Consider the following 24,412-nt stretch of genomic DNA (forward strand, 5'->3'; position numbering starts at 1 on the left):
CAGCAGCCTGCGTAGACCCGGCTGCCCCGCAGCGGCCCGCACCCGCAGGCGGCGGCGGGGGCGCCCGCCCCGCCGGCGCCGGCGGGGGCCGCAGGTTGAGACAACCCCCCCGAGGGGGGGGGCCGCCCAGATGGGGGGGGGCGGGGGGGGGGCGCCCCCCCCCGGGCGCCCCCCCACCGGGTGAGGAACGCGGCCGTGTCCGCGGCGTCGTAGACGGTCACCGCGACGGTCACCTCGCGCACCGGATCGGTCTGGAACTCGAACGCCGTCGCGACCCCGAAGTTGGCTCCCGCCCCGCGCACGGCCCAGAACAGGTCCGGATCGTGGTCGGCGTCGGTGCGCACCAGGGAGCCGTCGGCCAGGACGAGTTCGGCGGCGCGCATGTGGTCGATCGTCAGGCCGTGCAGGCGGGACATCAGGCCGATACCACCGGCGGTGGCCAGACCGCCGACCCCGACGTCCCCGGTGTCTCCGGAGGACAGGCCCAGGCCATGAGGTGCGAGCGCTGCGGCGACGTCTCCCCAGCGGGCTCCCGCCTCCACGCGCACCAGTCCGGATCTCGCGTCGACGACCTCCACTGCGTCGAGCCCGGCGAGGTCGATGACGATGCCTTGGTCGTTGGTGGACCGGCCACTGATGCCGTGGCCGCCGCTACGCGCGGTCAGTGGCACCTGGGAGGTACGGGCATGGGCCAGGGCGTCCGCTATGTCCTTCTGATCACGGACGCGTATCACGGCGGCCGGGGATCCCAGGCGGGTGTAGGTGTGCCGTACCGCGTCGTAGTCACGGTCGCCCGGCCGGACAGCGACCTGTGCGAGGCTTTGCGGAAGGAGGTCGTCAGGGGCTGGCTGTGGGCTGGCTGTGGTGCGCATCGGTGCTCTGCGTTCTCCGTGAGGGTGAAAGGGCTGGTTTGGCGTCCGTCACTCGGGCGGGGTGGCCCGTAGGCCGTGGGCGCGGGTGATCAGGTACTGAAGCGGGGCCGCGGTGTGCGGGCTGTCGCCGGCGATGAGGCGGCCCGCGTGCCGGCCGAGGTCTTCGGCGCTGAACCAACCGGGACTGTCCGCTCCGACAGCGGCACGTGGACGGGTGCGGAGGGGGCCGATGATGCGTTCGCAGACACGCGGCCCCGCGCCGTTCAGTTCCGCCGTCAGTGAGCTCACCAGCGACTTCTTCGCCGCGTTGGTGGCGCCCACGAGCGCGGAGAACGGGTGGGGGATCTCCGCACTGGACCCGCTCAGGTGCACCAGGGCCCCATCCCGGGACAGCAGTGAAGTGAGCGCTCGGAGCGCGTGGAACTGACTTGCCAGGTTCGAGGCGATCATCGACTGCCACTCGGTGGTGGAGGTGTCGAGGATTCCAGTGCGTTCCGGGCCGCCCCAGTCGCCGATGGTGATGACGGCGCCGTTCAGCGCGCCGTATCCGGACAATTGGGCGCGTACCGACGCGCTGTCGGGGTCGCCGACATCGACCGCGTGGGTGACCAGGGTGCCGGAACCGGCATCCTTGGCGTATGCAGCGAGGTCGGCCAGCCGTTCCTCGCTGCGGCCGGTGGCCACGACGGTGGCTCCCTGGCGAAGCAGCGTGAGGGTCATTCCCTCGCCGATGCCACCGGTCGCGCCTGCCACCACAACAGTCCGTCCGGACAGCAGCAGGTTCCCTCGTATATCGTTCACCCCCTTTCCTGTGATGCGGGCGCGGGGGCCGGGGTGGGCCGGTGCTCGCCCCCATGGGCTCAGGCGGCCGTGGCGGCGCGCTTGCCCAGTTCGACGGCGTTGACGAACGACCGGGCGCTCATGCCCATGGCCGGCACGTTCTCCTGCATCAGGCGCATACGGTGCGGGGCGTCGTGGAACTCGGGGTCGAGCTGGAACTCGGCAGCCAGGGAGAACCAGGTCACCGGGACGGCGCCGGCCTGGACCATGCGCTGCACCGCCGCGTTGTGGGCCTCCAGCGAAAGGCTGGCGGAGGCGTCCACCGCCACGTGCACGCGGTAGCCCTCACGCAGGCCCCCCAGCACCGTCTGCAGCACGCACCCGTCGGTGGCGATGCCGCCGATCACCACGTTCTGCCGGCCCTGCGCCCGGACCGCCTGGGCGAACGATTCGTCCAGGAAGGAGTTGAAGTCGACCGAGCGCTCGATGACCGGCTGGTCGCCGATCGCCTCCAGCAGCTCCGGGTACAGCGGGCCGGACGGCTTGCCGGACTCCCCCTTGGTCACCACAAGGCCGCTTCCGTACCACTTCGCCGTCTTCGCGAGGCCCACGACGTTGTTGATGTGCTCGGTGAGGTTGTGGGAGCGCAGGAGGTTCGCGAAACCGACGGCGTAGTCGACGAGAACGACGGTGGTATTGGCAGGGGTGAGGGGCTCAGGAGTCATGACAGGACCTCTTTCTCATCATGAAGGCAGGCAGGGACGAAAGGTCATGCAGCGGCAGGGGGAGACCGCCGCCCAATGGTGACCAATTGGTCACTAGCGACACTACAACTGCGGTTCTTTAATGTCCAGGCGGTTACTTAGAGTCCTGGGAAGTTGGGGGATGATGGTCATGATTCGGTTAAAGCAGACGCGTTCCGCTCCATTTTATTAACCAACTGGACAGCAAGGAGGTGACCACGTATACACTTACGGTATGGATGAACAGACAGCGAGTGCTGTCGCGAACGATCAAGACGTCGCACCGCCTGCAAAACGCCGGCGCGCACCCGAAGAGCGCAGGGTCGCCATTGTCGAAGCCGCGCGCGCCGCCTTCGCCGAACTGGGCTTCGGCAAGACGACCATCCGCGAGGTCGCGCGTCGAGCGGGGGTGACGCACGGCCTGGTCATACGGCATTTCGGATCCAAGGAGCAGCTGTTCCTCGCCGCGGTGCCCAGCCCTCGCACGCTGATGGCGGAAGTGGCCGGCGACCCCAAGACGTTGCCGGCACGTATCGCCCGGTCCTACGTTCGGCGGATGGCTGTCAGCGGCGGCAACGACCCCTTCGTGGCCATGCTTCGTGCCGTGGCCACGGAGGAGGAGACCGCCAAACGACTGTTCGCCGCGATGCAGGAAGACAGTCTCGAGATGTACCGGCACGTGATTCCGGGCCCCAAGCTGGAAGAACGCGTCGCCTCCGTGGGCGCTTACCTCATCGGCGTGACGTTCTCCCGGTATGTCTTCAAAAGCGGCACCCTGGCCTCGATGTCGGACGAAGAACTCATCAGCCACCTCATCCCCAACCTCCGCAGCATTCTGCTCGACTGACCCGTCGTCGTGAACCTGCGCGGCCGAGGGGCGTCACCCGCCGCAGCGTGGTGCAGGCGACCCGTGCACCCTGGGGCGTACGGCTGCGGCGCGGGCCGACGGGGTTTCGGACGGGGAGACCGACCGCGAGTACGGACCGGTCGGAGGCGGGGCTCGCCGCGGTCGCCTCCTCGGCCGCCCACCGCGACGGCCTCAGTACCCTTGGTCCGGGTGAACAACTCCGAAGCATGGAAGGCACGGCGGTACACGCCGGGAGAGAGGCCCAGCTCGGCGTTCATGAACTGGCGCAGGGAGGCGGCCGAGGCGAAACCGATCTCGGCGGCGATTTGGCCGGCAGTCAGCGTGCTCGACTCCAGCAGATACAGATACAGATGCAGGGCACGGTCGAGGCGCTGCCTGATCAGTCACTGACGCGGCGTCACCCCGGTATCGTCCCGGAACCGGCGGCTGAAGGTACGCAGGCTCCTGTGGGCGTGCCGGACCAGCTCGGGCAGAGTAAGCGGCTCGCCGAGATGCTGGAACGCCCACTGGCGGATCGCGGACGTGGAGGTGGCGTCATCCTCGGGCATCGGGCGTTCAATGTACGAGGCCTGCCCGCCCTCCCGGAAGGGCGGCACCACGCAGCATCGCGAGGCGCTGTTGGCCAGACTGATCCCGTGGCCGGCGCGGATCAGGTGCAGGCACAGGTCGATCCCGGAGGCTGCTCCCGCGGCGGTCAGCACGTCGCCGTCGACCACGAGCAGGACACTCTCGTCGAAACGGATGTGCGGATACCACTTCCGGAACAGGGGGGCGCATCCCCCAGTATGTGGTGGCCGGGCGGTGACAGCAGTCTGCGACCAGGACGAACCCGCCGGTGCAGACAGAGGCGACGCGGACACCCGAAGCGATCTGCGCGAGGACAGCAGCGACACCAGGCAGCAGTTCACGCGTCAGGCCGCGCGGATCGACCGGCGCGACGATGACCGCGCCCGCAGATTCCAGCACCTCAAGCCGTCGATCTGGCGTGACGGTGAATTTCTCGTCAGTCCTCACCGGCCCGCCGTCCACGGACGTGACGACGACGTCGTAGCGGCCGTCGGCCGCGCCGAGTCATGAATCGCACAGTGGGCGTCTTCATCGGCAAGGCGCCGTTCGTGCTCGGCTACGACGTGTCGGGCATCGTCGAGGCCGTCGGCCCGGGTGGGACCGTGCACCAGGTCGGTGACGAGGTCTCTGGCATGCGGCCGTTCCCTCATGGCCACGGCTCTACGCCGAGTACGTGATCGCCCCGGCCCGCCCCTTCGTCAGCAAGTCGGAGCGCCTTGACCATGTACAGTCGCGGCCCTGCCCATAGCCGGCCTCACTGCCTGGCAGGCGCTGGTGGAGACCGCCGGGATCGGCGAGGGCAACCGCGTCCTGATCAATGGCGCGGCCAGTGGCGTGGGCCACCTGGCGATCCAGCCGCCAAGCGATCCGGTCGGCGTCCGGGTGCCGGCCCTCCCCCAGGAGGAGTTCGGCCTGCCGCTCGGTCACCACGTCCCCGTCCTTGAGACCGAGCGCGGCCAGACCCCGGCCCTTCCACACACCGGGTGGGACACCGGCTTCATCCTGGGCGTCGCGCAGCGACGTGCCCGCCCGGCGGTGGCCGTCGCCCGACCATCACGCCACGAAAGAGGTAACGCACCCCGCCACCCGGGCGGAGCTCCGCTTTGCTGATCATCGACCCATGGAACCCCGGCGCTGACCTGCACAAAAGCGTGATCCGGGGTCCTTCCCGCCGGGCGGGAGGCCATCACCAGATCTGTACCGGAGCGTCCGCCAGGCGGGCCGCCGGGCCGGCCCGAGACGGTAAGCCACCGACGTGTGCATCCTGCCGCCCATGAACCCGAACCTCGTTCACGACGACCTCTGCCCGCTCTGCCGCCGACCGCTCCGGACCGAGTACGGGCACACCCAGCGCTCCGCCCAGCAGGACCACCCGGCCCGTAGCTGGATCACAGGGCGCCGATGCTCCAGCTGCGAGGCCACCCGGCCCCAGCAGTTCTGGGACGTCATGCGCGCTCTCTACGAGAGCTGACCGTGCCGTGCGAATGCTGCGCCACGAGCACACGAGCCCCACCCGCAGCGAAAACGCGCACCAACCGACTCCACCGTCATCGACCGCACACCAACGCGCCACTCCGCCGACAACCCGCCACGACTGAGCACCAGTCACCGACGCCCTCCAACACGAACAGCCACCACCGCCCCCGGCCACCGGCCGGGGGCTTCGTGCGGCCTTGATGTCGTGGACCGCGCCGGGGCACCCGCAGCAACCGCTTCAAGCGCTGAACACTTCGCGAAGAACCCGCTGCAGGCGGTCGCGAGCCGGCAGGTCGGCAACGACAACGACGAAAGGCGGATCAGCGCGCCGGCTCAGACGTGCCTCGCGCCTGGTCGCGGCTGGCGACCACCAGGTATCCATCGCTCTCGGGGTCGAAGGTGGTGGACTGCACCGTGAGCCCGACACTCCGCAACTGCGCCACAAGGTCCTCGTACCTGTAGGGCCAGATGGACAACCGCTCCGAGCAGGCTCGCACTGCCCCATCCGGCTCGATCTGGGCGACCACGATCTCGAGGAAGTGTTCCTGCTCCCAGCGCTGCTCGATCTGCCAGTAGTAGCTGACGACCGCATCGCGGTCGTTGCGGCGGATGAGTCGATCGCGGACGTCTACCCGTGAGCCGGCGGAGCGCACGAGCTCCCAATTGCGTGACGTGAGCACGAGGCGTCCGCCCGGATTCAGCAGCCGCGACATCGCTTCCAGTGCGGTCAGGCGCCCGGCTGCGCCCTCGGCGTGCCCGAGCGAGTTGCCGACGCAGAACACCAGATCGAACGTGGAGTCCTCCAGGTGGTCGGGCAGCTCGTCCCAGCTCGCGCGGAGGGATCGAAGCGAGACACCCTGCTCGTCGGCGGCCTTCTCGGTCCGGCGAACCATCCCGCTGCTGGCGTCTGCGGCGACCACGTCAAGGCCAAGACTCGCGAGACCGACGGCGAGCTGGCCGGTTCCACACGCGCAGTCGAGGACGCGCGCGTTGGGTGGCAGAGAGCCCACGACATCGCTGTAGTAAACCGCGGCTGCCTTGGCGGGGGTCAACCTGTCGTCCCCGATCAGCCACTCGTATACGTCGGAAAGCGCCCCATAACCAGCCACCGCGATAACCTCCATCACTCGACGACACACGGGCTGGACCGCGCCTGCGATTCGGACCTTGCGCCTCGCACTGTGCCGGGCCGTGTCAGCGAAGCATTGAGCAGGACCCAACCACTTCCGGCCGCTGAGACTCCACCGGATTTCGTGGGAAACCACGACACGCCGCACCGACGCAGGTCCCCGCTCCACCGGCGCCCCATCGGCCACGATGGGGACCGCGGCCGGCAAGCGCGCGTTCACTGCGGAGCGCTTTCACTGCCTCAACTGGTGGACGCACCGCAGCCTGCGGTGCTTAGCGGTCGGTTCTTCGAAGGGGCTCGGGAATTCCAGTCGGGGAGCTGGATCCCCCAAGGGACATGGTCGCCTCCGCGTGCGCCAAGTAATGTGACTTCGCATGATCGAATCCGAGATTGAGATCAGCGAGGACCTGGTCCGCAACCTGCTGCAGGACCAGCATCCGGACTTAGCCGCGCTACCCATCCGTGAGGTGGCGGGTGGCTGGGGCAACCAGATGTGGCGCCTCGGGGACGAGTTGGCGGTCCGGATACAGCGGATGGACACCAACCCGGATCTGCAGCTCAAGGAGCGCCGGTGGCTGCCGACCCTGGCCTCGCGCGTGCCGCTGCCGATCCCGGTCCCCGTACGGGACGGTGCGCCGTCCGAGCGCTTCCCCAAGATCTGGACCGTCATGACATGGGTTGAGGGCACGCCGCTGGACCACGGCTCCATCACCCGCGGCGACCACGCGGCCGACATCCTGGCGGCCTTCCTCAAAGCACTGCATGTGGAGGCGCCCGCCGAAGCACCGGACGCCTCGGACCGCGGCGGTCACCCCAAGGAGTGCACAGAGGGCTTCGAGCGCTTCCTGCGGGCTGTGGACCTCGGCCGTTTCGCCGAGGACGACATCCGAGCCGTGTGGGACGACGCGGCTGCGGCTCCGGGGTGGGAGGGCCCGCGAGTGTGGGTTCACGGCGACCTGCATCCCGCAAACGTCGTCGTCGCCGAGGGGACACTGGCGGGCGTCGTCGACTTCGGCGATATCTTCGCCGGCGACCCGGCCTGGGACCTTGCGGCCGCCTGGGTGCTGCTCCCCTCGGGCGGCGCTTCGCGGTTCTTCGACAGCTATGCGCAGGCGGACGAGGCGGCGGTCCGACGGGCGCGTGGGCTGGCCGCGTTGAAGAGCCTGTTCCTGATGCTGATGGGTCAGAACGGGGACCGCGGCTTGCCGGGCGGCAAGCCGCACTGGGGGCCCGCAGGCCAGTCGGCGCTTGATCGTGTCCTGAAGGGCCTCTGACACCACCGGGCCTCTCTGGCCACCGTACACTCGGCCGCCGCGCCGCTCACTCCCGCTGTCACTTCCAGAACCCCTCGGTGACCAGCATCGACCGGGCCTCGCCGAGCACGCCAAGCGCGAGGCGTACCCCGAAGCCGTCGAGCAGGCTCACGCCGACATTGCGGCCCTCACCGGCCTAAATCTCCCCGGCGTCCTCCGGGAACCGGGCCTCCACCTCGAAGAACTCCAGCAGCAGCGCGAACCCCAACCGGTTCGCCCCCCGACTTGTTCCGCAGCCGCTCCCTGGGCGGGCCCGCTTGCTGGAGGGGCCCGAGTGGGAGGCGCCGTTTCCTGCAGCCGACCTGAGCCGAACGACACCCCCTGACCCAGAGTCCGCCGGTCCTGGCCGGATGCGCCGGCGAGACCGACAACATCGGCGTCGGCCAGTCGTTGAGCAGCCCTGGGACGGGACAAGGCGAATGTGCTCTGGGTGACTCCGGGGCTTTCGAGATGCCGAGGTGGTTCGCCAGTTCACGGACACCGGACGGGAAAGTCGGCCTTGGCCCAGAGGGCTCGTATGGCGGCGGCCGTGTCATCGGCGGGGTCGTCCTCAGTGCTCCATGTCCTGGCCTGGGCGGCGGAGTTGTCGACCGATGGCCAGCCCGGGTTCCCGGTGGCGGCGAAATCGGCCCACGCGCGCACCATGCGGCGTGCCAGTGCGTGGTCCGCGGGTGTGGGTGCGCCGCCGATGAGGAATGCCAGGCAGTCGGTGTCGAGGTTGCCGAAGGCGAAGGGGATGTCCGCACAGTGCCAGGCACGCACGGCCCCGTTCGGGCCGGTGCGCCGACGGTCGAAACGCGACAGGAACGCCCGGCCGCCGGCTCGGGCGTGAAGCTCCACGAGTCGGTTGCTGTACTCGCTGAACAGGAGATCCCCGAAGACGGCGAGGTAGACATCGAGCACCGGGGCGTGGGGCATCGCAGCGCGATAGCCGGCCACCAGACCGTCGGGGAGGTTGAAGTCTTCGGCGAAGAGAGCCAGCTGCTCATCGGTGGTGACCTTCGCGCTGCTGCCGACGGCATCGAGCAGCCAGTACTCCTCAGTCGTGTGGCAGACCAGCAGGTCCACTTCCCGGGCCGCACCGGATGCCATCCCTGTGAGGGGGTCGGTAGGCAGTACGGCACCGTCAAGGACGGGGGCGTAGAGGGCGGGGTCGTAGTGGCGGGATCCGGAGGCCGGGTCCCGCCGGTAGGCGTCGACCACCTTGTCGGAGGCGATGACCAGGGCCTGCGGAGTCGCGGATGTCAGGCCCTCGGGTGTGGCGGGGCAGCCGGCTGCCGCAGCGATCTCACGGGTGGTCGCCGCAGCGATTTCGAGCGGGTAACAAGGGCTGGCGGCGCTGTGCGCGATGGCACGGTGGAACAGGCCGCGGGCGCGGTCCATCACCATCAGGCAGGCGACCGAAGCGGCTCCTGAAGACTGGCCGGCGACCGTGACGTTGCCGGGATCGCCACCGAAGGCCGCGATGTTCTCACGAACCCAGCGCAGGGCCGCGATCTGGTCGAGCAGACCCCGGTTGTCCGGATAGGCGGTTGCTTCGGCGGCGGGGACGTGGCCGAAACCTTCGAAGCCGAGCCGGTAGTTGAGGGTGACGACGACCAGACCGGCGCTGGCCAGCGAGGTCCCGTCGAAATCGGGTTGGGCTGAGGATCCGAAGGTGTAGGCACCGCCGTGGATCCAGACCAGGACGGGCAGACGGCCGCCCTCGGGGGCTGGGGTCCATATGTTGACGGTGAGGATGTCCTCGTCGTCAGGCGACCACACGGGTGCGCCGGGCAGCTGTGCCGACTGCGGAGCGACCGGGCCGAAGGCCGTGCAGTCCCGCACTCCACTCCACGCCGGTGCCGGGCAGGGTTCCCGGAACCGATGGGCGCCGAACGGCGGGGCGGCATAGGGGATGCCGAGGACGGCGACGACTTCGGCAGAAGCCCGAAAACCTTGGACCGCACCGTTCTCCGTCTTGAAGGTGTCCATCGGAACAATGCCTCTCATCACACGCTCACACGCCGGATCGCCAGGAGCTGGGTTCAGCTTTGCATCGGGCGGCACCCGAGGACCAACACCAAGATCATGGTGATTGACGCACCAGTGATGTCAATCAACGCGCGGCGCGAGGTGCACCTGCGGGAGAAGACGCTGTGGCGGATGCTCTACGAGACCGCCGGGCGGTCCGAGGAGATCCTGGGCGTCAACATCGAGGAGCTGGACCTCGCCGGGCGCCGTTGCCTGGTCAAGGCCGAGGGCGCCCGGACCAAGGCCCGCCGCCGGGGCCAGTCGCGCGAGGACACGTGCTGGAGCCCGTGTACTGGGATGCCGGCACCGCCCGACTGCTGCCCCGGCTACTCAAGGGACGAACCCGCGGGCCGGTGTTCGTCACCCACCGCCGCCCGGGGCCGGGCAAGGTCGTCAGCCCCCGCAACGTATGCCCGGACACCGGGCTGGCCAGGCTGTCGTACGGGCAGGCCCGCGCCCTGCTCGACGAGCACACCGCCCTGCGCGGGCCGGGTACGGGCTGGGACCTGCACGAGTACCGCCACTCCGCCCTGACCCATCTCGGCGAACAGGGTGCCTCGCTGTTGATGCTGATGGCGAAGTCCCGGCACAAGAAGCCGGAGAGCGTCCGCCGCTACTTCAAGCCCTCCCCCGAGGCAATCGCCGAGCTGACCAGCCTGCTCGCCCCCGGCGACGCCCGCCGTTGACCGCCTGCTCTGGGCGGGGCCGGCCGCACGGGCAGGAGCCGTTCAGCGAGGAATCACCCAGCCCGGTGCCCAGGTGTTCCGGCGGCGTCTTGGCCGGCCGTCGTGGCGGCGAGGTGGGTGCGGAGGGTGGCCAGCGCTGGGTGGGGGTTGTCGCGGTGCCAGAGGAGCGAGTGCGGGTAGACGGGTGTCGGGTCGGTCACCGGGATGCGACGCAGGCCGTGGTCGGTGGGCCAGATGAGGCGGGTGTGTTCGCCCATGAAGGTGGCCAGGGCCGGGGTGTCGGAGATGGTGTCGAGGAGCGCGTCGGAGCCGAAGTTGGGGCCGGTCACCTCGATGGTGAGGCCGAACTCGGCGACGAGGTCGTCGTAGTAGGCGCCCCACTCGGTACCGGGGGCGATGCCGGGCATCCAGATTCGGTGCCCGGTGAGCTGGGCGAGGGGCACCGATCGGGCGCCCGCCAGTGCGTGGGCGGGGCCGGTGAGGAGTTGGAGCGGTTCGTCGAGCACCCGGACGGACTCGATGTCCTCGGGGAGGGGTCGGCCGGGCGCGGCGACGGCGCGGAAGGACGCGTCGATCGCACCGGAGCGAATGGCGGTGACGGCGGTCTCGATGTCGAACAGCATCATCACGTCGAGGTCGATCTCGGGGTGTGCGCGGTGGAAGCCGCGCATCAGGCTCGACTGCGCGCTGCGCGAGGCGATCACGTCGACGCGAAGCGGACGGTGGCCTGGGCGCACGGACGCACCCGCGCGCTCGGCGACGCGCAGCAGCTCGCGTGCGTGGGGCAGGAACGCCTGACCATCGATGGTGAGCTCGGCGCCGCGTGGGGCACGGGTGAACAACCGCACGCCGAGGGTGCGCTCCAGCGTGGCGATGCGTTTGGAGACGGCCTGCTGGGTGATCGACAGGTCGGTGGCGGCTTTCTGGAACTGGCCCGCTTCCGCGACGGCGACGAAGGTACGTACTGCTTCGAGGTCCACGCCGACCCACCTTAGTGAACAACTGTTAGTTGTGGATTGCTGGCAGGTCTGTTGTTTGACCTGCTGCTGTCCTGCCCGCTTACCTCTCATCGGTCAACGTCAGTTTGTTCGGGTGGGATCTCAAGGTGAGTGAGCTGAGCATGGCGGGCAGGAGACGGTTGGGCCGGCAGTTCGGCTGGCTGTGGGCGTCATACGCGGTGAGCGCGTACGGGTCCGGGCTGGGGTTCGGGGCGTTGCCGCTGATCGCTGTGCTGGTGCTGCATGCCGGACCCGCTGAGGTGTCCGCGCTGTCCGCGGTGGGGCCTGCGGTGGGTGCGCTGATCGCGGTGCCGCTCGCGCCGTGGGTGGAGGTCCGGCGCAAGCGCCCGGTCATGATCATGATGGACGTGGCCCGGTTTGCGGCCATGGCGACGATCCCGGTCGCCTACGCCTTCGGATGGCTCGGTTTCGTCCAGCTGCTCGTGGTCTCGGCCGTGGTCGCCGCAGCCAAGATCGCCTTCAACGCGGCCGGCGGCGCCTACCTCAAGGCCCTCGTGCGGCCGGACGACCTTCTCGTCGCCAACGCGAGGTTCGAGTCCACGAACTGGAGCTCCATCGCGGTGGGGCCACCGCTGGGCGGGGCGGCGGTCGGCCTGTTCGGGCCGGTGGCCACCGTGGTGGCCGACGCGCTCAGTTACCTGCTCTCCGCGCTGGGCATCACCGCGATCCGCGGTCAGGAAGAAGCGCCGCGAACGACCGACAAGAGCCCGGTCCGGGCGGAGGACGCCGTGCCGCGGGCAGGCGCCCTGCTCGACGGCTGGCGACACATCATGGGCCACCCCGGTCTGCGGCCGCTCTACCTCAACCACATGCTCGTCGCCGGTCTGATCATGGCCACCGAGCCGCTGCTGGCCGTGCTCCTGCTTCGCCAGCTCGGGTTCCCACCCTGGCAGTACGCCCTTGCCTTCGCTGCTCCCTGCCTCGGCGGCCTCATCGGCTCCCGGCTGGCCCGCCGTGTCGTGGCCCGCTTCGGCCGGCACTGGGTCTTCCGGACCGTCGGCACCCTGCGCGCCATCTGGCTGATCGGCCTGGCCTTTGTCCCTCCCGGCGTCATCGGCCTCGTCACCGTGATGGCCGTCGAGCTGACGATCATCATCAACATGAGCCTGTACAGCCCGGTGCTCGCCACCTACCGGCTCGAACACACACCCAAACATCTCGTCGCCCGCACCCTGACGGCCTGGTCGATCGGCCAGCAGGCATCCATCGCCGTCCTCACCGCACTCGCCGGGCTGCTCGCCGACATCACCAGCCCACGCACCGCTCTCACCGTCGCAGGACTGCTCATCCTGACCACACCACTGCTGCTTCCCCGACAGGACCAGACGTCGCAGCACGAGCCGGAACTGTCCCGCAGCCACTCATGAGACACCGCAACTCACCACTGAAGCCCGCAGCCCTCAGCCGGACCACGGTGCGCGTCCGCGTCGACCAGGCACACCACCGGCAAGGAGAACACTCGCGTGAGCACTGCCCCCGTACTTGGTCCCGCGGACACCGCTCTTCCCGTCATGGACTACCAGCCCGCGGTCCTGGCCTTCGTGCCCGAAGGCGAGGACCGAAACGCCCTGCTCGGTCGCGTGGAAGGGGCCATCGCCGACGTTCGCGCAAAATCAAAGCGCTCTCAAGCCCTCCAGGGGCTCAGCGCCGGTTTTCGTTCCGATGTTCCTACCAGTCGAGGCCAGATCACCTGCGAAGTCGAGAACGATATTCGCCCGGGGCCGTGCCTCGGGCACGTCTGAAGGCACGGCTGAAAGCGTGCGGAGAGCCGTATCCGACCGCGCCGGAGATCGACTCGACGGGCTCATCGGTATCGCGGAGCCGGACGGACGCCAGGTCGATACGCCACTGCGTCACGTACGCGCCCGGCGTCTGTCCGAGGGCGGACCGGAAACGCCTGGACAGCGTCGCCCGGGAGACGTTCGTCGCGGCGGCCAGGGTCTCCGTGGTCCAGGGGCGCTCCGGTTGGGCGTGGACACACGCCAGAGCGTCGCGCACGACCGGATCACGCATCGCTCCCAGCCATGAGCCGGACCGCTCCTGCGGGTGGCGGGCCAGCCAGGCGCGTACGAACTGGACGAGCAGCAGGTCGACGATGCTGTTGACGGCGGCGGTGGTGCCGATCTGCGGCTGTGCGAGCTCAGCAGCGAGAAGTCCGACGGTCCTTGCGAGCTGCGCGTTCTCCCGGGCTGCGACATGCATCGGCCGGGCGAGGGAGGTGAGCACCGGTGTGCGCACCTCCGAGTCCTGCTCGTAGTGCAGGACGATCACTTCCGTCTGCACCGGCGCCGAGCCCAGCCGCAGGGCCCGGCCATCGGCAAAGGACCGGGCCGCTGCCTCACGGTCGCAGGAACCCATCGTCACACTGGCTCCGCCGGCTATCCCGTGTGCGGTGCCCGGCGACACCAGGACGGCGTCTCCGGCCCGCACCTCAAGAGGTTTCTCGCCCGTGACGTGGAGCCACATGGTGCCGCGGGACACCACGTGCAGCGCCGCCCCTGGGTAGGAGTCCAGCCACAGGCCCCAGGTTCCGCCGGCCTTCAGCACGACCCCGAGCCCTCCACGCGCACCCGAAACACGCAAGACCTCCGCCAGCACATCCATGGGTCCATTCTCGTCCACCGCCGCGAACCGCCCGCCGGCGGGCGAGGCGCATGTGTCCTCGCCTGCAGCGTCAGACCACGTCAAGAACGACCTTTCCGTGCACCTTCCGCGCGAACAGCGCCCGGACGGCGTCGTCCACGCCCTGCCAGTCGCCTCGCAGTCCGACCGGCGCCGAGAGCCTCCCGGCGGCCATGAGGCCCAGCAGGTCCGTCAGCTCCCCGCCGGTCGGCGTCATGTCCCCGTAGGTGGCGATGCTGCGGGGTTCGCCGAAGCCGAACAAGACCCCTGCCGGGAAGGTGGTTTCCTGCCCCGAGGAGTAGCCGACCAGGTGGATGGTGCCGCCCTCGGCGAGGGAACTCCACGCCCGAGCCACCAGTGGTCCGCCGACCGTGTCCAGGACGAGGTCGAACCGGTCCCCGGTCTCGGCCAGGTCGGTCAGGACCTTGTCGGCGCCGAGTTCACGGAGTCCGGCGGCCCGCTCCGGCGAACCGACGAGTGCCGTCACCCGGGCGCCCGCCAGCGCCGCCAGCTGGACGGCGAAGTGCCCCACGCCCCCGCTGGCGCCGGTGACCAGAACGTTGCGCGCCAGCAGGGAACGCTTGCGCAGCACTCGCAGAGGGGTGACTCCGGCGATCCCCAGGGCCGCGGCGTGGGCCAGATCGACACCCTCGGGGACGGTGCCGAGCGAGGCGGGGCTGACTGCCACCCGCTCCGCCCACGCGTGGGGGGCCATTCCCACTGCGACGCGCGTACCTGCGGGCGGCCCCGAGCCGTCGGACGCGGCGCGCACCACGATGCCGGCCGCGTCGTGACCGTGCACAGCGCCGGCCGGCCACTGGTGCACGTAATTCAGCTCTCCGAAGTTGAGACCGATGTGCCGTATCTCCACCAACGCCTGACCGGTGGACGGTACGGGCTCATCGACATCGGCGAACCGGACGGGTCCGGCCTCACTGTGATTGACCACAAGGGCGCGCATCAGGGATGTGTTTCCTTCTCTCGTGGGTACGCCTGAACACTCGGCGCGGCAGCAGATCGAGTGCGCAGATGCCGCACTGCCGCCTTCTTGGAACCCTTTCGCAGGACCGGGACAGCGACCAGACCCGTGAGAATCAATCAGTTGACAATCAGTGTCAGTGCGACTCGCGGTGCGTCGAGCCCTGTCCCGTCCGGTGGATGACGCAGTGCCGGGCACAGACACGCCCGGCAATGTAATGATCTTGAGGCGCCAGCGCTTGCGTCGGGCTGCGGAGTCGCGCTGGGTGACGTGCCTGGGCGACCGCGTCGGCGCCGGAGCGAGCGTTCAGCCAGGGAGGGGACGGAGGTGTGGCAGGAGCGGGCCAGGAGCGTCCCGCCGCAGCGCGGCAGACCCCTCTGCGATCTGCCAACTCGCACTTCCAGGCACCGCCCTCGGTTACCACGGCAAGACAGACACCCGCCTGGTCACTGAAGCCGGAGGATCCTGGAACCGGTACGCCTTCGGCGACCACACACAGTGACGCCAGGCACAGCCTCAACGAGGAATACGCGACACCTCAACATGCGAGCCCACCAGTCTCAACCCCCGTCGATCGGGCCGCGCCGGCGTGGCGCGGCGGCACCGGCGCACGGCTGTCCTGGGCTTGCTCGGAACATGCGCGTGAAGCTCCGGAGTGGGCAGCTCTGCGGCCCGAAGCTACGGTTCCTCCGTCCCGAGGCCACGGTTCCACCCCGCGCGGCCCGACCTCGGCGGACGCGGTGGCTTCCGTGGTGGCGGCGGTCAGAGGCTCTTCAGCGCAGCGGCGCTGGGGCTGCCGGCTTCTGCCGTGTACATCACCAAGGAGAAGCCTGAGCCGGGCAGGCCGAGGGTGTGCCGGTCGACTTCCAGCTCGCCCAGGGTGGGGTGACGCAGGTTTTTTCGCACGCTGGGCATGGGGCGCACAGCGTGATCACGCCAGCTGCTCGCGAAATCCGGATCGTGGATTGCGAACTCGTTGATCAGCTCTGCGAGCACGTTGTCCGTGGGGTGCCGAACGCTGGCTGCGCGCAATTGAGCGGCTGCCTGCTGAGAGAAATCGGACTCCGAACCGGGCGCGCCGGTGCAGAGGGTGTCACGGAATCTCTTCGACATGCGCGTGACGTTGCGCTCGTCGGATGTGAGACGGGAGAAGTCCGTGATCAGAGCCGCGGCTGCTGCGTTCCAGGCGACGATGTCCTGCCGGTCGTTGACGATGTAGGCAGGGATGCCGTCAAGTCTGCCGAGCAGTTGCTGGGCATCCTCGGGTACGTGGTCCGGCGCGCCGCCGTTCTCCGCCGGCAGCGCTTGTCCGGCCAGGCGGGCCAGATGGTCACGCTCTGCTTCGGTGAGTTGGAGAGCCGTCGCCAGCGCGACCAACACCTGCGGTGAGGGCCGGGGTGCCCGTGCCTGTTCCAGTCGTTCGTAGTAGCTCACCGACACCTGTGCCAGGGCGGCTACCTCTTCGCGGCGCAGTCCGGGTGTGCGACGGGCGCGCCGGCCTGGTGGAAGCGTCGCTTCGGCCGGCACGTCTTCTGGTCGCAGTTCCTCGCGGCGCCGGCGGAGAAAGGCTGCGAGTTCCTGGCTGCTCACTCTTTCATCCTGTCACAGGAGGGACGGCTGAGCCTCGCACTGCCGGTCCGGGGCTTGGCTGTCCGTTCCGCGGCCGCACATCTGCTGTGCATGGTGACGTGGTCGGTTTGTTGACTACGAGGAGAAATGGTGCCCAGGACCCCTGAGGAAACTTTTCGCCGCATGATCGATCTGATGCTGGTCAAAGACATGAATGCCGTGGCAGATCTGTGGGCGCCTGACGGAATTGCGGAATTCCCTTTCGCGGCCGGGAGCTCCCCTCGCGTTCTCCGCGGACGTGAGGAGGTACGTGCCTACCTCGCCCCCTATCCGGAGCTGATGGACATGAAGGAGGTGACCGCGCTCACCGTGCGGCCCACGGATCAAACGGACACCGTCGTCGTGGAGTGGACGGCCACCGGCCGCACCGTGGCCACCTCCCGGCCCTACCGCCTGGACTACATCGTGGTTCTCACGGCCCGCGACGGGCTGATCGCTCTGTATCGGGATTACTGGAGCCCGCTGTCGGCGGCCGCCGCTGCCGGGGGTCTCGCCGGGCTGATCGACTCGCTGGAAAGGAAGGACGGCTGATGTCCGGAGTGCTGGTGACCGGAGGCACCGGCAAGACCGGCAGGACGCTGGTGCGGGTGCTCCGCAACGCTGGTGTGCAGACACGGGCCGCCAGCCGGAACCCGGCCGCAGCCGATCCTGATGCGATCCGCTTCGACTGGAGCGACCCGACCACATACGGGCCCGCGCTCGACGGGACGGACCGGGTCTTCCTGCTCCCGCCGGTGGAGAGCGTGGACCCGCTGCCGCTGGTCGAGCCCTTCCTGCGCCAAGCGCGGCGGGCCGGTATCCGGCGCCTCGTGATGCTCGGCTCCGCCATCGTGCTGCCGAACGCGCCCAGCGCTGTGGAGCTGGCCGCTCGGGTTCAGGCCCAGCCCGGAGGCGTCGTACTCCGCGCGTCCGGCTTCATGCAGAACTTCCTGCGCCCGCACCCCCTGGCCGAGCGCATCCATCGACTCGGTGAGATCCGCACCGCAGCCGGTGACGGCAAGCTGGGGTGGGTCGATGCGCGGGACATCGCGGCCAGTGCCGCCGCGCTGTTGGCCGACCTGGGGGTGGACGCCCGAAGCGACTACCTGATCACCGGGCCGCACGGGATGAGCTACCCACAGGCCGCGCAGATCATCACCGCGAAGACCGGCAGGCAGGTTCGGGTGGAGCGTATTACGGAGGAGGAACAGGCTGCCGCCTACCGTGCCTCCGGAATGCCGACCGAGTTCGCTGCCGCGCTTGCCGCCGTCGAGCGCGGCATCCAGGAGGGACGCGAGGACCAGGTCAGCACCGCGGTGCTCGAACTGACCGGCCGTCCGCCGCGCGCCTTTGCCGAATTCATCTCGGATCACGCGTACGAGTGGACGCGGTAGTGCCTGAACAGCAGCGGTGTGCGGTCGAGTAGGAACCACGCGGAGAGTGCGGTTCGGCGCCACATGATGTGACGCCGCATCGGATGGTGCGACATCCCGTGGGTTCCCGCCTGGGTTCCCGTGGTTCTTGCTGGGGGCCTGAGCGCCTGGCCCGGCCTTCTCGTCCAATCTGATCAGTCTGCAGTCTGCGGTCTGCGGTCTGCGGTCTGCGGTCTGCGGTCTGGTCGAAGGCGCGGAGGCGCGGAGGCGCATGCTGTCGGCGCCGGCGGTGGTGAGGGAACTCGGCAGAGCTCCGGAGAACTCACGGGATGTCGCACTGAGGCGCTTGAGTCTCCAGCCGCCGGAGGGTTCAGGATCTTGCTCATGGACGACGAACGCCCCGACGTGCTCACCATCGGCCAGCTCGCGCACCGCACCGGACTTTCGGTGCGTACCCTGCGCTTCTGGTCGGACGAGGGGGCGGTGCCGCCTGTGGCCCGCTCCGCGGGCGGCTACCGCTTGTACGACGCCGAGTCCGTGGCCCGCGTCGAGCTGGTCCGCACCCTGCGGGAGCTGGGCCTCGGGCTCGGCGACGTGTGCCGCGTTCTGAGCGGCCGCACCACGGTCGCCGAGGTCGCCGACGCGCATGTGGCCGCGCTCGACGCGCAGATCCGCTCACTCAAGGTGAGCCGGGCCGTCCTGTCCACCGTGGCGAAACGGGGTTCGACCGTTGAGGAGACAGCACTGATGAACCGGTTGGCGCGGCTTTCCGCCGCCGAGCGCAAGCAGATCATCGACGAGTTCAAGGAGGAGGTGTTCGGCGGCCTCGACGACCCGCGTCTGCGCGACCGCCTGCGTACCTTCAGCATCGAATTGCCCGACGAGCCCACACCTGAGCAGGTCGACGCCTGGATCGAACTGGCCGAGTTGGTGCGGGACCCCGGTTTCCGCGCCCGGTTGCGCACATGGATGGAGCTCAACACGCCCGTACCGGGGCAGGGCCGTCCCCCCGGGGCGTCCATCTGGTGGGCCAGGCAGGTCGTGCAGACCGTCGCGGAGGTCAGAAAGGGCGGGATCGCTCCCGAGGGGCCGGCAGCGGCCGAGGTGCTGTCCGAGCTGTTCGGTGACGCCGATCGGGCCGCCGTGCTGCGCAGTCTGGAGGCCGGGATCGAGGCAGGAGCGGAGCACTACCGCAGGCTCGTCGCCCGTGTGCGCGGGCAGGACGCGTCGCCCGACGCGACCGAGGAGCTGGAATGGCTGGCGCGGGCCCTGCGCACCGCGGATCAGGCGTGAGCCGAACTCAGGCCGGCCTCCACCGGGATGTGCTGCTGCGCCGGGCCGGCGGCGCCCACGCTGGGGCGCACGCCTGAGAACCTGATGGATGCCTGCCTTGCGTATGAAAGCCGTGGCCTTGGTCTGGCCGCGGTGCGACGCTCGTGCAGTGAGCCCGCGGCTTGACGCCGGGAGAGTCCTCGTCCCGGGCAGGAGGGCGAGTTGTCCGCTGACTGTGAGCTCACCGGTGGCCGCACCACAGGGGACGGAGCCGTTCGTGGAGTCCTCGTCGGCCAACGGCTCCCTTCGGGTAGTGGCGGCGCAGGTTGGCGGCGAGGACGCGGTCGAGCGTGCGGTCGGACAGCATCGGGCCCAGGCGCATGATCAGGGCGGCATCCCGGCCGGCGGTGTAGCGGGTGCGCGGTCTACGCGTCGTCACGGCCCTCGCGATGACCCGGGCGGCGGCGTCGGCGGTCAGGCCTGACGCAGTGCCCGAGGTCATCAACGTGTTGTTCGCCCGGACCAGGCTGCCGTAACGCTCGTCCTGCTCCGGCGTCATCCGGGCAGCCAGGTGGTTCGCCGTCTCGACCCCGCGGGCAGCCATCTCCGTGCGGACGCCGCCGGGCTCGACCACGACCACCTGTACGCCCAGCGGAGCGACCTCCCGGCGGAGCGAGTCGCTGACCGCCTCCAGGGCGAACTTCGCGCCGGCGTACGCGCCGTATGTGGCCATGGCGAACTTGCCGCCGACCGAGCTGATGTTGATCACACGGCCCTTGCTGCGCAGCAGCGCGGGCAGGAGCGCTTGAGTGACGGCGATGTGGCCGAAGAGGTTGACTTCGAACACCCGCCGCCACTCCGTCAACGGCAGGGCCTCGACCGGGGCGTTCACCTGGACGCCGGCGTTGTTGACGAGCGCGTGCAGCGCGCGCGGGTCGTCGGCGACCCGCGAGGCGAGTGCCTCCACCTGCTCGGACTTGGTGATGTCGAGGATGACCGGCTCGATGCCGGTCGACCGGATGGCGTCGGCGTCACGGTCGCGGCGCACGCCGGCCAGGACGTGGAACCCCTGGCGAGCCAGTTCGCGGGCGGCTGACGCGCCCATGCCCGTGGAGGCTCCGGTTACCACGACCAACTTCTGGGTTTCAGATGACGTTGTCACCTTGGCTACGGTACCGGTTCAGGTGACACTGTCAACTGTATGATGGGCGTCATGACCACCCGTGCCGAGTCCGCCGCCGCCACCCGCCGCGCCCTGCTCGACGCGGCCGCCGAACTCCTCGACCTCGGCGGCCCCGAAGCGGTCACCCTGCGCGAGGTGGGCGCGCGGGCAGGCGTGACCCGCGGAGCGCCGTACCGGCACTTCACGGGCAAGGACAGCCTGCTGACCGCCGTCGCGGCCGAACGCTGGGAACGGATCGGCGACCAGGTGCACGCCCTTCGGACCGACCCGGCCCTGTCTGCCTCCGAGAAGCTGCGCGGCGCTCTCCGCGCCCTCATCGACGTCGGCCGGAAGCAGCCGCACCTGTACCAGGTGTTGTTCAGGCGGCGCGCAAACCTTCCTGGGCAACTCGGTGACGGGATGGACCGCATCCGGCGTCAGCTGTGCGGGCCGGAAGGCGACCCGGCCGTGGCCGACCGCGCGGCCGAACGCTTCCAGGACGAATTCCTGGACATCGTCGCCGCCCTCGCGGGAGAGCGGAACGCACGGCATTACGGCGCCCTGCTGCTGACCAGCGCCCACGGCATCGCGGGCATGGAGCTCAGCGGCCACCTCGACACAGACAAGTGGCACACCACCGCCGACGAACTCGTCGACACCCTCGTCCGCGTGGTCACGGACGCCGGCGCGTGACAGAGCAACGCCCACGCCGCCCCCTCGACGGCAGACGCCCCGGGCGAGGACGGCGAGGACCCGCGGCGAGCTGATGCTCCCTTTTCGTCTCGTTCGACCCGCAGCACCTCCTGGGCGCCTTCGCTCTGCCGGTTGGGGAAGCCCTCCCGGCCGACGAACCCGGCCTCCTCGTCGCCGAACCGCTCGCCGCGCCCGAGGACGTCGAGGACCTGGACGGGTGGACGCTCCACCGGCTACGGCACAGTGCCCTGACGCACGACGCCGAGGACGGCACCTCGCCCCCGATGCTGCTGGCCCGCTCCCGCCACGCCTCCGTCGTCCGCTCCCCGGAGCGATACGCCCGCCCCGGCGTCGACTCGGTCGCCCGACACGTCGCCGGACGTGACCGTTTGCGGCTGGTGACGATCCTGCTGGCTTATTGTGCGGTGGCCTCGACGGTGTCCTCCGACTTGCGGGCCAGCAAGTGGGCGTCGAGGAAGCCCCGCTCAGAGGCCGGGTCGTGGAGCAGCCGCGCGAACGTGACGAGCCCGGACCGGGCCAGCAGCTCGGCGAACCGGTCCGCCGGCCAGCTATAGGCGGGCGTCACCTTGTGGTCGAAGCGGACCGGCTCGGGCCCCTCGGTCCCAAAGAAGGACACCAGGAGCAGGCCCCCTGGTGCCAGGACACGCGCCTGCTCGGCGAGCAGCGCGGGCAATTCCCCAGGCGGGGTATGGATCATTGAGTAGTGGGCCAGCACGCCACCGAGCGCGCCGTCCTCGACTGGCAGGTCCTCCATGCGCGCCTCGTCGAACTGCAGCGCCGGATGGGCCCGCCGGGCGTGGTCGACCATGGCTGGGGAGAGGTCGAGCCCGAAGGCATCCAGCCCCAGGTCATGCAGCATGGCCGTCAGATGTCCGGGCCCGCAGCCGACATCGGCCGCCCGCGGGTTCCCCGTCCCGCGCACGAGCTCGGCGAAGGTGCCGATCATGTTCCGCGAGAACGGCTGCGTCTCCAGCCGGTCAGCGAACATCGACGCATACAGCTCGACGACCCCGTCGTAGGCCGCCCTGGTCTCGTCCTGGTGCTCCGCCACGGGAAGGAAGTTAACACCCGCCGTTCGCAGCTGTTCTCCCACCTCGTGCCGAATCCCGCGCCCGTCGCCGCAGACGCTCTCGCTACCACGACAAGACCACCACCCGGCTCCGCAACGAGGCCGGTGGGACCCGGAGCCGATACGCCGTTGGCAACCACAGTCGGTCACCAACTGGCTGGGTTCCTCGGGAAACCGGCGACAGTTGATTAGGCGATCACACCAGTAAGACCCCTATTCGGTCACGCGGCGAGGGAGAGGTCGAGCCGGGCAAGGTGGCTGACGCGGGTGCGGTCGAGCGGGTGGCCGTTCCACCAGGCATCGAGGCGGATGAGGTTGAGCGCAACGGCGGAGAAGACGTGCTCCAGGTGGGTCTTCTGGAGACCGAGGTAGCGGGCACGTCTCATCCCGGTGACCGCGACGGCCTGGTGGATGGTTCCCTCGATGCCCGCGCGGGTTCCGTACCTGGCTCGCCACTGCTCGTCGTCCTGCTGGAGGCGGGCATGGTCGAGGACTTCTTGCAGCTCGCGGGGTTGCAGGGAGAGGGTCCGGCCGCCGGTCTTCGAGCGGGTGCACTGGTCGCGCACCGGGCAGGGGCGGCATGTCTCCTTGTCGAACTTGATGACGATGGCCTTGGTGCCGCGCAGGGTGGCGGGGCTCCACCAGGTGCTGGTGTCCCCGCGTGGGCAGGTGGCCTGCCGCTTGTCCCAGTCAATGGTGAACGCGGTGCGGTCGAAACCAGCGCCGGCACGCGCCTGGGGTGAGCTGTTCATCAGGACCGGGGTGACCAGGGTGACTCCGAAGTTCTTCTTCATACCCACGATCAACTCGGCGGAGGCGTAACCGGAGTCGAGGAAGTGCTCGGCGGGCAGGAGATCGCGGGCGGCGAGCATGTGATGGACCGGTTCGGTCATTTCCGCATCGGTCACTGTGGCGTCGGTGGTCGCGATGCTGGTGATCAAGCGCGGCGGCGGTCCGTCGGCTCCAAGGGGCGTCGCCTGGCCGGTAGCCGCGTCCAAACCATCGGCATCGTCGCAGGACCCACTGATGTGGATCTTGTAGCCGGTCCACCAGGAGCCCTGTTTGAGGCCGTAGCGCGCGTCGGTGTCGTACGGAGAGGCCAGCCGCAGTCTGCCGGGCGGGAGGTCTTTGCTCTCCCGCCGCTTCACCTCCGCTCCGGCCTCGGTCACGGTGCGGTGGTAGTTCTGCACCCACATCGTGCGCAGGACCTGCACCGCTGGGAGTTCGCGCAGCCAGGCCGGGGCATCAGGAGCATGCACCGCCTCCAGCAGCGCGAACCCGTCCCGGCCGTATACCAGGGCCATCTCCTCGCGTTTGCTCGTAGAAGCCGGCGGATGCCAGGAGTGAGTCCGTGGGCCGTAGCGGTCGGCCCATTCCCGAACGGACACCGCCCCGGCCAGCCAGTCCGGGGCCGCGCAGGCCAGCGCCTCCAGCGTGGCCCGCAGTGTTTCCCCGGCCAGCTCCAGCCTGTTCAGGTCGCGGACCGCCGCCAGCACGCGGGTGGAGTCGGTGCGCTGCCTGCCTCCCGCCTTCACCAGGCCCCGGTCCTTGAGGGCGGTCAGCAGCAGGTCGAGCACCTTCTCCTCCATCCCGTGCTCGACCAGCCGCGTGCGGAACTCGGACAGCACTGAGGCGTCGAACCCGGGATCATCCAGCTCCAGGCCGAGCGCGTACTTCAGGTCCATGCCGTACCGCACCCGATGCGCTGCCGCCCGGTCGGTGAGGTTCTCGGCGAACTACAACACCGTCACCAGCGCCAGCTGGCCCGGTGACCAGCCCGGCCTCCCTCTGGTCCCGAACGCCTCGGCGAACTCGGCGTCCGCGAACAACTCGCCCAGCTCGTCACGGACCCGCATCGCCAACGGGTACGGGCCCCGTGCCGCCACCGCCCGCGCCACCTGCGCGGTCAGCTCAGGCACGGTCGGCCACGGCCTCGGCCGCATCGACATTCCACACCCCACCCGCGACCGGGATCGCCAAGACGGCCGCTGCTGTCCCGACCAACGAGCCGCCAGCCCCGCCGGGCACGGAATAACTGGCTCTAACAAAAGCTGCTGATCATGAGACTCTCGGCCTGCTGTCTCGTAAGTCTGGTTATGGGAAACCGTCAGTCGCGGCCGTGGATCGTGTCGGACGAACTGTGGTCG

At 69.5% G+C, this 24,412-nt stretch carries 24 protein-coding genes and 3 pseudogenes; 11 read left to right on the forward strand and 16 right to left on the reverse strand.

Translation table 11 applies throughout. The features are described 5' to 3' along the window. The 3 genes from ACP4J0_RS36980 to ACP4J0_RS36990 form a co-directional block, all read right to left on the reverse strand. The coding region (locus tag ACP4J0_RS36980; RefSeq protein ID WP_426603586.1) for an FAD-binding oxidoreductase at positions 1-872 on the reverse strand (872 nt) is incomplete at its 3' end. A gap of 48 nt (positions 873-920) precedes the next feature. Next, positions 921-1,673, reverse strand: coding sequence for an SDR family NAD(P)-dependent oxidoreductase (locus ACP4J0_RS36985; protein WP_426603588.1), 753 nt, complete (start codon positions 1,671-1,673; stop codon positions 921-923). A gap of 59 nt (positions 1,674-1,732) precedes the next feature. After that, positions 1,733-2,377, reverse strand: a complete 645-nt coding sequence (locus ACP4J0_RS36990; RefSeq protein ID WP_426603590.1) for an isochorismatase family protein — start codon at positions 2,375-2,377, stop codon at positions 1,733-1,735. A gap of 253 nt (positions 2,378-2,630) precedes the next feature. Between ACP4J0_RS36990 and ACP4J0_RS36995 the strand changes: the two genes are divergently transcribed. Beyond that, positions 2,631-3,242, forward strand: coding sequence for a TetR/AcrR family transcriptional regulator (locus ACP4J0_RS36995; RefSeq protein WP_426603592.1), 612 nt, complete (start codon positions 2,631-2,633; stop codon positions 3,240-3,242). Positions 3,243-3,646: 404 nt separating this feature from the next. Here the strand turns inward: ACP4J0_RS36995 and ACP4J0_RS37000 are convergent, their stop codons facing one another. Next, positions 3,647-3,979 (reverse strand): hypothetical protein, encoded by a 333-nt coding sequence (locus ACP4J0_RS37000; RefSeq protein WP_426603594.1) that lies wholly within the window; start codon positions 3,977-3,979, stop codon positions 3,647-3,649. An 85-nt stretch (positions 3,980-4,064) separates the two neighbouring features. On the opposite strand from ACP4J0_RS37000, the gene ACP4J0_RS37005 reads away from it, so the two are divergent. Beyond that, positions 4,065-4,340, forward strand: coding sequence for a hypothetical protein (locus tag ACP4J0_RS37005; RefSeq protein WP_426603596.1), 276 nt, complete (start codon positions 4,065-4,067; stop codon positions 4,338-4,340). Continuing rightward, positions 4,337-4,507: an alcohol dehydrogenase catalytic domain-containing protein gene (locus ACP4J0_RS37010; protein WP_426603598.1), complete on the forward strand. Its 171-nt coding sequence runs from the start codon at positions 4,337-4,339 to the stop codon at positions 4,505-4,507. The genes ACP4J0_RS37005 and ACP4J0_RS37010 overlap by 4 nt, the downstream gene beginning before the upstream one ends. On the opposite strand, the gene ACP4J0_RS37015 is transcribed toward ACP4J0_RS37010, so the two are convergent. Next, positions 4,491-4,808, reverse strand: coding sequence for a hypothetical protein (locus tag ACP4J0_RS37015; protein ID WP_426603600.1), 318 nt, complete (start codon positions 4,806-4,808; stop codon positions 4,491-4,493). The two genes, ACP4J0_RS37010 and ACP4J0_RS37015, sit on opposite strands and share 17 nt — an antisense overlap. Positions 4,809-5,103: 295 nt before the next feature. On the opposite strand from ACP4J0_RS37015, the gene ACP4J0_RS37020 reads away from it, so the two are divergent. Then, on the forward strand, positions 5,104-5,301 hold the full coding sequence (locus ACP4J0_RS37020; RefSeq protein ID WP_426603602.1) for a hypothetical protein: 198 nt from the start codon (positions 5,104-5,106) through the stop codon (positions 5,299-5,301). 325 nt (positions 5,302-5,626) lie between these two features. On the opposite strand, the gene ACP4J0_RS37025 is transcribed toward ACP4J0_RS37020, so the two are convergent. Next, positions 5,627-6,430: a class I SAM-dependent methyltransferase gene (locus ACP4J0_RS37025; RefSeq protein ID WP_426603604.1), complete on the reverse strand. Its 804-nt coding sequence runs from the start codon at positions 6,428-6,430 to the stop codon at positions 5,627-5,629. Between the two features lie 379 nt (positions 6,431-6,809). Between ACP4J0_RS37025 and ACP4J0_RS37030 the strand changes: the two genes are divergently transcribed. Beyond that, the gene (locus ACP4J0_RS37030; RefSeq protein WP_426603606.1) at positions 6,810-7,709 is read left to right on the forward strand and encodes an aminoglycoside phosphotransferase family protein; all 900 of its coding nucleotides are present in this window, start codon (positions 6,810-6,812) and stop codon (positions 7,707-7,709) included. 510 nt (positions 7,710-8,219) lie between these two features. Here ACP4J0_RS37030 and ACP4J0_RS37035 read toward each other — a convergent pair. After that, on the reverse strand, positions 8,220-9,722 hold the full coding sequence (locus ACP4J0_RS37035) for a carboxylesterase/lipase family protein (protein WP_426603608.1): 1,503 nt from the start codon (positions 9,720-9,722) through the stop codon (positions 8,220-8,222). A 129-nt stretch (positions 9,723-9,851) separates the two neighbouring features. Here ACP4J0_RS37035 and ACP4J0_RS37040 point away from each other — a divergent pair. Further along, positions 9,852-10,447 (forward strand): annotated as a pseudogene (locus ACP4J0_RS37040) (tyrosine-type recombinase/integrase); the annotation flags it as partial. Positions 10,448-10,489: 42 nt separating this feature from the next. Here ACP4J0_RS37040 and ACP4J0_RS37045 read toward each other — a convergent pair. After that, positions 10,490-11,427 (reverse strand): annotated as a pseudogene (locus ACP4J0_RS37045) (LysR family transcriptional regulator). Between the two features lie 140 nt (positions 11,428-11,567). Between ACP4J0_RS37045 and ACP4J0_RS37050 the strand changes: the two are divergent. Continuing rightward, positions 11,568-12,833, forward strand: a complete 1,266-nt coding sequence (locus ACP4J0_RS37050; protein ID WP_426603610.1) for an MFS transporter — start codon at positions 11,568-11,570, stop codon at positions 12,831-12,833. A 319-nt stretch (positions 12,834-13,152) separates the two neighbouring features. On the opposite strand, the gene ACP4J0_RS37055 is transcribed toward ACP4J0_RS37050, so the two are convergent. The 3 genes from ACP4J0_RS37055 to ACP4J0_RS37065 all read right to left on the reverse strand — a co-directional run bounded on the left by ACP4J0_RS37055 (position 13,153) and on the right by ACP4J0_RS37065 (position 16,657). Continuing rightward, positions 13,153-14,070, reverse strand: a complete 918-nt coding sequence (locus tag ACP4J0_RS37055) for a cupin domain-containing protein (protein ID WP_426603611.1) — start codon at positions 14,068-14,070, stop codon at positions 13,153-13,155. Between the two features lie 70 nt (positions 14,071-14,140). After that, on the reverse strand, positions 14,141-15,049 hold the full coding sequence (locus tag ACP4J0_RS37060) for a zinc-binding dehydrogenase (protein WP_398916281.1): 909 nt from the start codon (positions 15,047-15,049) through the stop codon (positions 14,141-14,143). Between the two features lie 780 nt (positions 15,050-15,829). After that, positions 15,830-16,657 carry a helix-turn-helix transcriptional regulator gene (locus ACP4J0_RS37065; RefSeq protein ID WP_426603614.1) on the reverse strand — a complete coding sequence of 276 codons (828 nt, stop codon included), beginning with the start codon at positions 16,655-16,657 and terminating at the stop codon, positions 15,830-15,832. Between the two features lie 162 nt (positions 16,658-16,819). On the opposite strand from ACP4J0_RS37065, the gene ACP4J0_RS37070 reads away from it, so the two are divergent. The 3 genes from ACP4J0_RS37070 (at position 16,820) to ACP4J0_RS37080 (ending at position 19,341) form a co-directional block, all read left to right on the forward strand. Continuing rightward, on the forward strand, positions 16,820-17,227 hold the full coding sequence (locus ACP4J0_RS37070) for a nuclear transport factor 2 family protein (protein WP_426603615.1): 408 nt from the start codon (positions 16,820-16,822) through the stop codon (positions 17,225-17,227). Next, the gene (locus tag ACP4J0_RS37075) at positions 17,227-18,069 is read left to right on the forward strand and encodes an NAD(P)H-binding protein (RefSeq protein ID WP_426603617.1); all 843 of its coding nucleotides are present in this window, start codon (positions 17,227-17,229) and stop codon (positions 18,067-18,069) included. Before ACP4J0_RS37070 ends, ACP4J0_RS37075 begins: the two co-directional genes overlap by 1 nt. Positions 18,070-18,432: 363 nt before the next feature. Beyond that, positions 18,433-19,341 (forward strand): MerR family transcriptional regulator, encoded by a 909-nt coding sequence (locus ACP4J0_RS37080; protein ID WP_426603619.1) that lies wholly within the window; start codon positions 18,433-18,435, stop codon positions 19,339-19,341. 220 nt (positions 19,342-19,561) lie between these two features. On the opposite strand, the gene ACP4J0_RS37085 is transcribed toward ACP4J0_RS37080, so the two are convergent. Next, positions 19,562-20,482: an SDR family NAD(P)-dependent oxidoreductase gene (locus tag ACP4J0_RS37085; RefSeq protein WP_426603621.1), complete on the reverse strand. Its 921-nt coding sequence runs from the start codon at positions 20,480-20,482 to the stop codon at positions 19,562-19,564. Positions 20,483-20,533: 51 nt separating this feature from the next. Between ACP4J0_RS37085 and ACP4J0_RS37090 the strand changes: the two genes are divergently transcribed. After that, a complete protein-coding gene (locus ACP4J0_RS37090) occupies positions 20,534-21,175 on the forward strand; it encodes a TetR/AcrR family transcriptional regulator (RefSeq protein WP_426603623.1) in 642 nt (213 codons plus the stop codon). 415 nt (positions 21,176-21,590) lie between these two features. Here ACP4J0_RS37090 and ACP4J0_RS37095 read toward each other — a convergent pair whose 3' ends face one another. From ACP4J0_RS37095 to ACP4J0_RS37110, 4 genes and pseudogenes are all read right to left on the reverse strand, one after another. Next, positions 21,591-22,247: a class I SAM-dependent methyltransferase gene (locus tag ACP4J0_RS37095; RefSeq protein WP_426603625.1), complete on the reverse strand. Its 657-nt coding sequence runs from the start codon at positions 22,245-22,247 to the stop codon at positions 21,591-21,593. A 239-nt stretch (positions 22,248-22,486) separates the two neighbouring features. Then, complete coding sequence (locus tag ACP4J0_RS37100; protein WP_426603629.1) at positions 22,487-23,854, reverse strand: transposase; 1,368 nt, start codon at positions 23,852-23,854, stop codon at positions 22,487-22,489. After that, a pseudogene (locus ACP4J0_RS37105) lies at positions 23,849-23,986 on the reverse strand (transposase); the annotation flags it as partial. The pseudogene ACP4J0_RS37105 and the gene ACP4J0_RS37100, both read right to left, overlap by 6 nt. A gap of 15 nt (positions 23,987-24,001) precedes the next feature. Continuing rightward, a complete protein-coding gene (locus ACP4J0_RS37110; RefSeq protein WP_426603627.1) occupies positions 24,002-24,184 on the reverse strand; it encodes a hypothetical protein in 183 nt (60 codons plus the stop codon). Between the last annotated feature and the right edge of the window lie 228 nt (positions 24,185-24,412).

Source organism: Streptomyces sp. WG7 (assembly GCF_049975785.1).
Taxonomy (GTDB): Bacteria; Actinomycetota; Actinomycetes; order Streptomycetales; family Streptomycetaceae; genus Streptomyces.

Coding starts and splice junctions, on each gene's coding strand:
- ACP4J0_RS36990 (WP_426603590.1), bottom strand. CDS start 2,377: ATGACTCCTGAGCCCCTCACCCCTGCCAATACCACCGTCGTTCTCGTC.
- ACP4J0_RS36995 (WP_426603592.1), top strand. CDS start 2,631: ATGGATGAACAGACAGCGAGTGCTGTCGCGAACGATCAAGACGTCGCA.
- ACP4J0_RS37010 (WP_426603598.1), top strand. CDS start 4,337: ATGAATCGCACAGTGGGCGTCTTCATCGGCAAGGCGCCGTTCGTGCTC.
- ACP4J0_RS37020 (WP_426603602.1), top strand. CDS start 5,104: ATGAACCCGAACCTCGTTCACGACGACCTCTGCCCGCTCTGCCGCCGA.
- ACP4J0_RS37025 (WP_426603604.1), bottom strand. CDS start 6,430: ATGGAGGTTATCGCGGTGGCTGGTTATGGGGCGCTTTCCGACGTATAC.
- ACP4J0_RS37030 (WP_426603606.1), top strand. CDS start 6,810: ATGATCGAATCCGAGATTGAGATCAGCGAGGACCTGGTCCGCAACCTG.
- ACP4J0_RS37035 (WP_426603608.1), bottom strand. CDS start 9,722: ATGGACACCTTCAAGACGGAGAACGGTGCGGTCCAAGGTTTTCGGGCT.
- ACP4J0_RS37050 (WP_426603610.1), top strand. CDS start 11,568: ATGGCGGGCAGGAGACGGTTGGGCCGGCAGTTCGGCTGGCTGTGGGCG.
- ACP4J0_RS37055 (WP_426603611.1), bottom strand. CDS start 14,070: ATGGATGTGCTGGCGGAGGTCTTGCGTGTTTCGGGTGCGCGTGGAGGG.
- ACP4J0_RS37060 (WP_398916281.1), bottom strand. CDS start 15,049: ATGCGCGCCCTTGTGGTCAATCACAGTGAGGCCGGACCCGTCCGGTTC.
- ACP4J0_RS37070 (WP_426603615.1), top strand. CDS start 16,820: ATGATCGATCTGATGCTGGTCAAAGACATGAATGCCGTGGCAGATCTG.
- ACP4J0_RS37075 (WP_426603617.1), top strand. CDS start 17,227: ATGTCCGGAGTGCTGGTGACCGGAGGCACCGGCAAGACCGGCAGGACG.
- ACP4J0_RS37080 (WP_426603619.1), top strand. CDS start 18,433: ATGGACGACGAACGCCCCGACGTGCTCACCATCGGCCAGCTCGCGCAC.
- ACP4J0_RS37090 (WP_426603623.1), top strand. CDS start 20,534: ATGACCACCCGTGCCGAGTCCGCCGCCGCCACCCGCCGCGCCCTGCTC.
- ACP4J0_RS37100 (WP_426603629.1), bottom strand. CDS start 23,854: ATGGAGGAGAAGGTGCTCGACCTGCTGCTGACCGCCCTCAAGGACCGG.